The following is a 10,137-nucleotide window of genomic DNA, read 5'->3' as shown; positions in this document are numbered from 1 at the left end:
ATTAGGGTAAACTTTCCATCCATCTGTCACATAAAAATGGCATTTCCATTTATTAACAATCTCCCAGTGTTGTGAAGTGTTATTTTTTGGCGATCGCACTCTCAAATCATCATACCCCAATTCACCAACGCCTCTTTTGACAACCTTCCTTCAAAGGGGTGTTCAAAGTCGAAGGGTTCCCTGGGAACAGACTCAGCTTTTCTGTACATGGTGAGGGAGGGTGATGCAAGGCTTTTGACCTATTTTACCTGTTTTTCTTGCACCATACTCTCGCTCCGCGATCGCACCGCCCTCACGCCTCTAGCCAGCGCCCGTCATGCTCGGATTCGCCCCATATTTATTATGCAACCTCTGGGAGTTGAACCCAGCTCAGACGAATTATGAGTTCGTTGCCTCTCCGATCGGCCAAGGTTGCGATGGCGGAACGCCGCGCCGAAGGCATCGCGCACTTAGATTACTGGGGATTCGCTTAGGGATTAATCGGCTTTGGCAAATCCCAAATTAGTTCCTCTACCAGAGTGAACCAAAGCTAACTGCTCGTAGCGTTTGGCGTGTTCGATCAATTCAGCGGCTTCTGCCTCAGAGACATCTCGCCGTAGTTTGGCCGGCACTCCCACAACTAAGGACAAAGGCGGCACGTCTTTAGTTACAACTGAGCCCGCACCGACGATACTACCGGCCCCCACCCTCACGCCATCGAGTACGACTGCACCGATCCCAATCAGACTTCCCCGCTCAATATAAGCTGAGTGAATTACAGCTCGGTGTCCCACTGTTACAAAATCTTCTAAGATAGTGGGCTTACCTGGATCGCCGTGCAAAATTGCTCCGTCTTGAATATTAGTACAAGCTCCGATCGCAATCCGCTCCACATCTCCTCTGACAACGGCTCCGTACCAAATACTAGCCCCCGCTGCGACTTCTACCAAGCCAACGATCGCAGCATTGGGAGCGATAAAAGCTGCTAGGGAGAGATCGGGGACGGGCCAATAGGATGTTAGGATTGGGAGTGGCTGGTTAAGATTAGTCATAGCGATCGACATTAGCACAACAAAGAAAAAAGAATCAATTGAATCTATGAAACATCTTGGTCTTCCCTTAGAAGTAATATCTAAAGAAAAGCTTTCTACCAATCTAACGGCTAATCGGCACCCCATCCATAGATGGTTCAACTTCATAGCGGGTTTTTCTCCAGAATTTGTAAGCAATTGTATTCAAGAAGCCAACTTAAAAAGCAATGAAATAATTATCGATCCTTTTGCTGGGCTTTCAACTACTTTAGTACAAGCAAATCGGGAAGGAATCCAATCTATAGGTTTTGAAGTTCATCCATTTTTCTATGATATTTCTCTTGCAAAACTTTTCCCGCCAAAAGGGGAACAGCAAATAAATAACATTGAGAGTATATGTCAATCAGTCAGACCTTATTTTGGTGAACTAACAGAAATTTGGTCAAAAGATGCTTTAGCTTTTTTAAACAAACTTGTACCAGAAAAAGAGCTTAGATTTTTAGCATCAGCCTTGCTTCTTGAAAATGAAGTAAATATTACAGAACGCCATATTTATCGCCTTGTTTTATCTCGCGTTTTAGAGTTGGCATCTGGCTCTCAGACTGATGGTATTTACAAAGCTCCTACTACGCGAAAAAAATCGGTTTGTTATAACGAAAGTATTACAAAAATTTGCGCTGAAATTAGAGGGGATGTCGCTATTATTGGAGATCGCTATTTATCGAAATCTTCTTTACATTTAATGACTTCAGAATATATGCTTCCAGTCGATAAAGAAAGTTGTTCATTGTGCATTACATCTCCACCTTATTTGAATAATTTTGATTTTGCTGAAATGACTCGAATGGAACTTTATTTTTGGCGTTATGCAAGCTCATGGCGGGAAATAACAGAGAAAGTTAGGCGTAAATTTATTGTCAATACTACAACTGTACCTACTGATTTAAAACGCAACCAAAACAAGTTTGTTGAAAGTCTATCTCCAACTTTTTTAGCTTACCTCCAACCAGTTGTTAGCGAACTTAATCAACAAAAGCGTGTCCGACCTGGGAAAAAAGATTATGATTTGCTTGTTTACCCATACTTTGCTCAAATACAGTCGGTTTTCCGAGAAATAAGGCGAGTGCTAAAAATAGGAAGTTCTTTTCACTTGGTTGTCGCAGATGCCGCTCTTTATGGAGTTCATATCCAAACAGAAAAACTGCTGGCAGAGCTTATGCAAGAGAATGGATTTCAGATCGTAGGAATTGAAAATCTGAGAACAAGAGGAGAACGCTGGATACTTAAAAAGAGAGATGGAGCAAAAACTTCTCTTGGAGAGTTCCATATTCACGCTGTACGTACTGACAGAGAGCAAACAAGCCTACTAGGAAGTTATATCATGCAAGAAAATTTAGATTTAGAACTGGAAGAGTCAACAGATGAGGAATCGGTGGAACAGAAGCTCAAAACAGATACTCTCTATGGTCTTGCGAAAGAGGCTATGGAACATTATGTTCGAGTCTATATAGAACTTAGCCGTCAGAGCCACGCCTTAGCAAATATTAAACCAGAGCACGTTCAGAGCTTAGAGCAAAAAATTATTGTTCTTACAGGAATAAATAGTTCACTTGATGCTGCTTCTGCCACGGTCGAACAAGTTGTTCAAGAGTGGCAAAGAGTTCTAGCTATTCCCTTCGATGTGGAAGCTGCTCTTACAAAGGGCGTATACGAGCAAATGAGGGAAAGAGTTAGAGATTTGCTGAGTGAACTGGAGCAGGAAACACAGGGATTTACGGTATTTGAAGCCAGCTATATTAAAGCTTCGCCTTATATGCTCCCTCTTCTCCAACGCCTAGCAAAAATTTCCAGTAAGTCGGCATTAAAAAAACGAATTGGTAGTGTTTCAGATAATGCAATTTCCGAAAAAGCTTCTCAAAAGTTAGCTGATATTTTGAATCAACAAGTTTCATTACAGCCTGTGAACTGTTCAGAGCTTATACAGAGTATTGAGCCAACTTTGGAGGGGATTGTACGTGACTTGGTTGGTAGAATTTTGCTAGAAAGCGTTGTCGCAAGTGCTCTTGATGATGCCAAACTCTCCTATAAGCGTGAATCTGAGTACAGCCATATTGAAGGAGTCCTTTATAATATTCGGGCCGACTTTGTTATTCCTGATGATAAATATCCCAAAGCTTTTATAGAAGTCAGAAAGTCTTCTCCAAGGCACGCATCACTTTATGCAAAAGACAAAATGTTTTCAGCCATAAACTGGAAGGGAAAACATAAGGAGATGCTGGCGGTCTTAGTAATAGATGGGCCTTGGACATCTGAGACATTGAAAGTTATGGCGAAAGTATTTGATTATGTTGTTCCCCTTGCAAGGGTAGCTGATATAGCACAAGCCATTTCTGCATATATACAGGGTGACAAGTCTAAGCTTAAATGGCTCATAGATTTTGCTGTTAAACCAGCAGTGGTCGCAAACACAGAAACAACCTCACCAGACGAAGCAGATTGATAGATATTGCAATAGCCGACGTTTGGCTATCAGGTATAATAATAAAAGCAATTAGCACTATTGCAGAAAATATGCTGGGACGCACTCCATGATCAATCCTGCCTTGCAATACCCGATGTTTGGCCCGGAAATTCAGTGTCCTCACTGTCGCCAGACAATTCCGGCGCTAACGCTAACGGACACTTATTTGTGTCCCCGTCACGGCGCATTTGAGGCAGACCCGAAAACGGGTGAGCTAGTCCATCTCCAGTCAGGTCGTCACTGGCGGCAGTGGGAAAATGATTGGTATCGGCAGCACACACATCCTGACGGGATTCGCTTTGAAATTCACGAAGCTCTCGATCGCCTCTATACTCAAGGTTATCGGGCAACTCGCGTCATCATCGCCCAACGCTATCGTGACTTAATTAGCTCTTATCTGGAGCGTACCACTCCTTGGCGGGGACAACCAGAATCCCCTCGGCCGAGACTTTACGGTTTGCCTGTCGATTTTAGCCCTGACCCCTTAGAGGAACCTTGCTGGGAAGTAATTAATTTTGACTTGGAAAAAGAGCCAGGAGTACCGATTAGATATCCTTATTTTCGGTTGTTTGAATAAGATTAGAAAAGCGCTGTATAAGCATTCTTCCTTCTTCCTTCGGCTTTCTACTTAGCTCTGTATCTAAAATCTAAAATTTAAAATCGAATGCACCACGCCTCGATTCGTACTGCTAATATTCATTGCGCGATCGCTTTCTACGAACAACTGGGATTTACCGTCTGCGAACGCTTTACAACCGGTTACACGCTTGCTTGTTGGATGGAAGGCTTAAATGGGCGTATTGAACTGATCCAAATACCGGAACCCAAACCTGCACCGGATGCCTTTGGAGACGAGCATTACGTTGGCTACTACCACCTATCTTTTGATATCACAGATACGGCAACTGACCTTTCTAGCTGGCTAAAGTCGGTACAAGAGCGCTTTGAGTCAGCAGCACAGGCGCAACCCAAGGAATTCCAGCCTTTAAAAGTTCTCTTAGAACCGACTCAGCAAATGATTGGCACGAATGTTTATGAAGTAGCTTTTATTGCCGATACCGATGGATTACCTTTAGAATTTATCCGGCTGTTAACTGTTAACAGTTAACGGTTAGTTGTTACCAATTACCAATTACCAATTACCAATTACCAATTACCAATTAATAATGATTATCGCTCTCGCTCAGGATTTATAACCACTAATTTTCTTTGAACATGAGCTTGACTTTTAAGTTTTAATCTACTATGGTTCCTTTTTAAGAGACTAAATATGAATATATGTTCATAGTAGCTTTTTATCTAAACTTGGGAAAAATAATGAACAAACCAAAATTAAGTCATTCGGGCTGTTGTGGGAGTGACGACCACCAAGAACGCAGTCATGAGAATCATAATCATAACCATAATCACGACCACGACCACGACCACACTCATGGCGGTGGAGATTTCAACCTCAATCAAGAGTTGATACCTGTTGGGTTGGTGGTTATTTTGTTTATCATCGGTTTGATTTTTGAGGAAAAATTACACAATACGCCCTACAGTATTGGCGAATATCTAGTTTTTATCCCAGCCTATCTTTTAAGTGGCTGGAATGTATTGAATAGCGCCGGACGTAATATACTTCGAGGCAGATTATTTGATGAAAACTTTTTAATGACTGTAGCAACATTGGGCGCAATCGCAATTCACAAACTGCCTGAAGCCGTTGGAGTAATGTTGTTTTTCAAGGTAGGAGAATTATTCCAAGATTTTGCTATTGGTCGTTCTCGCAAATCCATCAAAGCACTATTAGAAATTCGACCCGACTATGCCAATCTCAAGCACAATGGCGATGTCAAAAAAGTTTCACCAGAAACAGTAGCCGTAGGGAATATTATTATTGCTAAGCCAGGAGAAAAGATTCCCTTAGACGGCGAGATTATAGAGGGAAATTCTCAAATTGATACATCAGCAATAACTGGAGAATCAGTACCTCGCAGCGTCAGAATTGGAGAAAAAGTCTTAGCGGGAACGATTAACCAGACAGGAGTTCTCACCGTCAAAGTTACTAAACTGTTTGGCGAGTCTTCAATATCCCGGATTTTGGAATTAGTAGAAAATGCCAGCAGTAAAAAAGCTGAGACTGAAAAATTCATCACCAAATTTGCTAAATTCTACACGCCGTTTGTGGTTTTTAGCTCATTAGCAGTTGCTTTAATTCCTCCTTTATTTATTGCAGGATCAACTGATACCGACCGATTTCTCTGGGTTTACCGCGCTCTTGTTTTATTAGTTATTTCCTGCCCTTGCGGACTTGTTATTAGCATTTCCCTGGGATATTTTGGGGGAATTGGAGGTGCTGCTAAGCAGGGTATTTTAGTCAAAGGCTCTACTTTTTTAGATACTCTCACTGAAGTCAAAACAGTTGTTTTTGACAAAACAGGAACTCTGACAAAAGGGGTCTTTAAAGTGGCTAAAGTTGTGCCTAAAAATGGTTTTGCTGAAGCAGAATTGATAGCAATAGCCGCAAAAATAGAATTTCAATCTAATCACCCTATAGCGAAATCTATTCTGGAAGCCTACGGTAAAAAAATAGATGCTTCTGAAGTTAAAGATTACGAAGAAATAGCAGGACACGGCATTCGAGCTAAGTTAGATAATCAGGTTGTGCTTGCGGGAAATGACCGTCTGCTGCATCGGGAAAACATTGCTCACGATGTCTGCAATCTCGAAGGAACAGTCGTTCATTTAGCAGTAGAAAATCGCTACGCTGGGTATATTTTGATTGGAGACGAGATTAAGGAAGATGCAGCACAAGCTATTTTTAACCTAAAGAAACTAGGTGTTGAGCAAATCGTGATGTTAACAGGAGATAATCAAGCCGTAGCCGAGAGTGTCGCTAAAAATCTGGGTTTAGATTCCTACTTAGCTGGTTTATTACCAGAAGGAAAAGTCGAGGCAATTGAAAAAATACTCACCCACTCTGGAAAAAAACGTAAAGTTGTATTTGTAGGAGATGGAATCAATGATGCACCTGTTATTGCTAGAGCAGATGTCGGTATAGCAATGGGAGGTTTAGGCTCAGATGCGGCGATAGAAACTGCCGATGTTGTGATTATGACAGATGCACCATCAAAGGTGGCTGAAGCGATAGAAATTGCCACAAAAACCCACAATATTGTCTGGCAAAATATCATTTTTGCTATGTTAATCAAAGGTATATTTATCGCTTTGGGAACTTTCGGGGTAGCAACCATGTGGGAAGCCGTTTTTGCCGATGTAGGCGTAGCTTTGGCGGCTATTTTCAATGCAACTAGAGTTTTAAAATAAGGAGTTTGCCAGCCCCCATTACCATCGAACATCTATTGGAGATAATTTTATGAAACACGCACGTTCAACGCCTTGGATTCATAAATGGTCGCGTCTAATTATGGCAGGAATCGCTACTGTAGGAGCTGCCATAACTGCTTACTTAACAGCGGTAAAGTTTAGCCAGGAAACAGCAGCTTGCCCAACTAGCGGCTGTGATGTAGTTCTTTCCAGCCCTTATGCAACAATTTTTGATTTGCCCCTTTCTTTGTTTGGTTTTTTGGGTTATGCAAGCATGATAGCTTTTGCTGTAGCTCCCTTATTAGTCAATGGATCGGAGCAGAAAAAACTTAGATTAAAATTAGACAATTGGACGGGGCTTTTGCTATTTGCAGGTGGGACAGCCATGATGATTTTCAGCGGCTACCTGATGTACCTCCTAGCTTTTGAAATTCAAGCTGATTGTATTTACTGTATTGCCTCTGCTCTCTTTTCGATTAGCCTATTTTTCCTATCAATAATTGGTCGGGATTGGGAGGACATTGGGCAGCTATTTTTGAGCGGAATTTTGGTAGGAATGGTGGTGCTAATTACTTCAGTTGGTCTTTATACCAGCGTGAGTAATCCCGGCACTGCTACTGCTGAAGGTTATGCAATTACAACCTCCTCTGGTGCTTCGGAAACTGCCCTAGTCAAGCATCTTCAGAAAGTAAAAGCGAAAATGTACGGTTCATTTACCTGCGAACACTGTCATAATCAGAAGGAACTATTTGGTAAGGAAGCTGCTGGTAAGTTAAATTATATCGAATGCAACTCCGAGAGCATAAAGGCTCGGCTCGATCTCTGCGAAGCTGCTAAAATTGAAGGTTTTCCTAGTTGGGAAATCAACGGCAAATTATACCGAGGAGAGAAATCTTTGCAGGAGTTAGCTGATTTGTCTGGATATCAAGGCGATCGCAACTTCCAGAATACAGGAAGCCACGAACATTAGCTTTTCAAGAAATGAAACATTGTCTGCTGAGGATCGACCCGGATTTGGTATTAACTGTTAACGAAGTTTATATCCTTCCATCCAAGTAATACATTGCTGCATCTGTTTACCCATAGTTTCTCTATCGGCATGATATCTGCGTCCATGTCCCGGCAAAACCCATTCAAAGGAATAATTAGCTAATTTTTGCATAGATTTCACCTGTTCGGGCCAGGAATACCAACAAACGCGGGGAAAGGCTAACAACTGCTTAAGTTCATCAGACCAGGCGAGATGATCGCCACTAAATAAATATTTGTTGTTGTAGAGTAAAACTGTGTGACCTTTCGTATGACCGGGAACAGGAATAATTAACAAATCAGTTGCTAATTGGTAGGGTTCGCCGCCAGATAGTTTAATTTCTACATCGCGAGTATCAGTGGTAATTTCGTCTGTATGGAGGATGCGATCGCAGCCAAAATGGTCGCGATACTTTTGATGATCTGCCACATCGTCTTGATGAGTCAGATACATATAGCGAATGTCGCCCATTGCTTCTATCTGCTTGACTAACGGCGGAGAGAAACGAGGAGAATCAACCAAAACATTGCCTTCGGGCCGGACAATTAAATAGCTGGCTGCGCCGTAGGATTTCTCGGAGTGATAGCCGCAATGATAAATATTCTCTGCTATTAGCAGAGGGAAACTATGCTGAATATCTTTGATATTTTTCGGTTTCTCAACAGTACCGATAGAACTGGTAGGGCAAGATAATAAGGCCTGAAGCGATCGCTCTTTTTCAACCTCATTAGCTGGCTGGTGGTAAACCGCAGACTGTTCTCCAGTTTGGTGAAATATTTCTGGTGCCATCCACCGACAGGTATCGCAGTCAATACAGGTAGTATCGACATAAAAATTACCATTGGTATTTTCGGGACGGCGCAAATTTAGATGAGCCATATTTAAAACCGATATACTACAAGGAATTAATTTGATTATATCCTAGAATATTAATAACTGTGTCAGTCTTAATTTATTTTATCACTTTATTCTAGCTCTTCAATTGTAGATTCTAAACTTGTTGGCGAAGTTCGCAGATTTTCGACTGTGCTTTTAATAAAACCTGCGATCGGAACCGCTACTAATAAACCAATTAATCCTCCGACTTTAGTTGCTATTAATAGCGAGATAAAAATCCAAACAGGGTTGAGTCCAGTAAAACCTCCTAAAAGGCGCGGAGCAATCCCATTTTCAATTACTTGGTCAAGTACTGTCGCCACAGCTAAAACCTTCATCCCTAGCCAAAAGTTGTTCAAAGCCATCAATAAACTAACGATGCTGATACTCAAGCCTGCGCCCAAGGGAATTAGGGTCATTATGCCTACTGCTAAGCCAAATAATAAGCCAAAAGGAACCTGCAAAATTAGAAAGGCTACTGTCATTGATAAACCCATAAAAGTTGCCAAAGTAGCCTGTCCAATGAAATAATTTTGAAAGTTACGGCGTAAAGACTCACGGATTTGACTGCCCAATTCAGGGGGAAACCACTGAAACAAACCATCCCATAAACGCTGACCGTGCAGTAGTAAGTAAAATGTCAGAACTACTGTGATCATTAAGTCTAAGAGACTCCCGGCTGCGCCTAATACAACAGTTAAAATTTGACCAATAATTGACTGTAGTTGAGTAGAAAAACGCTCGCTCAATTGCTTAGCAAAACCCCGGAGATCGATAGGAAGGTTGCGGTTTTTAGCCCAATTATGGAGAGTCTCAAACTGTTCAGCACCAGAATTTATCCAACTGGGTAGGCGGGTGACAAGCTCATTTAATTGACCGAGAATAATAGGAGCAAGGGTGACAGCCAATACCACTAATATTAGTAAAAACAGACATAATACTAATACAACTGCTTGCTGCCGCTTCACGCCGTAGCGTCGCAGGAAATGTACGGGATAATCTAGTAAAAAAGAGAGTACGGTTGCTGTTACAAAAACGGTGATCAAGGAGCGAAAATATTCAAAGACTAGGAGCAGTAACCACGAATTGAGTACCACTAGGGGAAATAATAATCCCCATATCCACGATCGCGGCAGTTGATTTACAGGTTTCATGTAAGTCAGGAGCAAGAATTCAGAATTAAGAATTTTAACTGCTAATCGGAAAAGCCTATTAACTAGAAGGCTAAGGTATTAGCAGCAGGGAAAACAGAATTGACAGTGTGATTTTTTGCTATTGTCATTAGATATTTAATTGTGTCCAACTGAAGCTTTTTCCTGAATTCTGGCTCCTGAATCGCGTTAAGTAGAAGGAAGAAGGAAGAAGGAAGAACGAAGAACGAAGAAGGT

The 10,137-nt window shown here is 41.7% G+C and carries 8 protein-coding genes and 1 tRNA gene; 5 read left to right on the top strand and 4 right to left on the bottom strand.

From position 1 onward, the window contains the following. Positions 1–343 precede the first annotated feature (343 nt). Positions 344–415 (bottom strand) — tRNA-Ile (locus OSCI_RS30020). Positions 416–476: 61 nt separating this feature from the next. Continuing rightward, the gene (locus tag OSCI_RS15375) at positions 477–1,031 is read right to left on the bottom strand and encodes a gamma carbonic anhydrase family protein (RefSeq protein WP_007355935.1); all 555 of its coding nucleotides are present in this window, start codon (positions 1,029–1,031) and stop codon (positions 477–479) included. Between the two features lie 46 nt (positions 1,032–1,077). Between OSCI_RS15375 and OSCI_RS15370 the strand changes: the two genes are divergently transcribed. The 5 genes from OSCI_RS15370 (at position 1,078) to OSCI_RS15350 (ending at position 7,813) form a co-directional block, all read left to right on the top strand. After that, positions 1,078–3,510, top strand: coding sequence for a DNA methyltransferase (locus tag OSCI_RS15370; protein WP_007355934.1), 2,433 nt, complete (start codon positions 1,078–1,080; stop codon positions 3,508–3,510). An 88-nt stretch (positions 3,511–3,598) separates the two neighbouring features. Further along, on the top strand, positions 3,599–4,108 hold the full coding sequence (locus OSCI_RS15365) for a TIGR02652 family protein (protein ID WP_007355933.1): 510 nt from the start codon (positions 3,599–3,601) through the stop codon (positions 4,106–4,108). A gap of 87 nt (positions 4,109–4,195) precedes the next feature. Continuing rightward, positions 4,196–4,639 (top strand): VOC family protein, encoded by a 444-nt coding sequence (locus tag OSCI_RS15360; RefSeq protein WP_007355932.1) that lies wholly within the window; start codon positions 4,196–4,198, stop codon positions 4,637–4,639. Positions 4,640–4,848: 209 nt separating this feature from the next. Then, the gene (locus OSCI_RS15355; protein ID WP_007355931.1) at positions 4,849–6,843 is read left to right on the top strand and encodes a heavy metal translocating P-type ATPase; all 1,995 of its coding nucleotides are present in this window, start codon (positions 4,849–4,851) and stop codon (positions 6,841–6,843) included. 49 nt (positions 6,844–6,892) lie between these two features. Beyond that, positions 6,893–7,813, top strand: coding sequence for a vitamin K epoxide reductase family protein (locus OSCI_RS15350; protein WP_007355930.1), 921 nt, complete (start codon positions 6,893–6,895; stop codon positions 7,811–7,813). A 57-nt stretch (positions 7,814–7,870) separates the two neighbouring features. Here OSCI_RS15350 and OSCI_RS15345 read toward each other — a convergent pair whose 3' ends face one another. Both OSCI_RS15345 and OSCI_RS15340 read right to left on the bottom strand, forming a co-directional pair. Next, entirely contained in the window at positions 7,871–8,752 is an 882-nt protein-coding gene (locus OSCI_RS15345; protein ID WP_007355929.1) for an MBL fold metallo-hydrolase, read from the bottom strand. An 86-nt stretch (positions 8,753–8,838) separates the two neighbouring features. Next, positions 8,839–9,903 (bottom strand): AI-2E family transporter, encoded by a 1,065-nt coding sequence (locus tag OSCI_RS15340; protein WP_007355928.1) that lies wholly within the window; start codon positions 9,901–9,903, stop codon positions 8,839–8,841. Positions 9,904–10,137: the final 234 nt, after the last annotated feature.

The organism is Kamptonema sp. PCC 6506, from assembly GCF_000180455.1.
GTDB classification, from domain to species: Bacteria; Cyanobacteriota; Cyanobacteriia; order Cyanobacteriales; family Microcoleaceae; genus Kamptonema; species Kamptonema formosum.
Note: the sequence above shows the minus strand (reverse complement) of the source record. Positions and strands in the feature narration are given on the sequence as shown.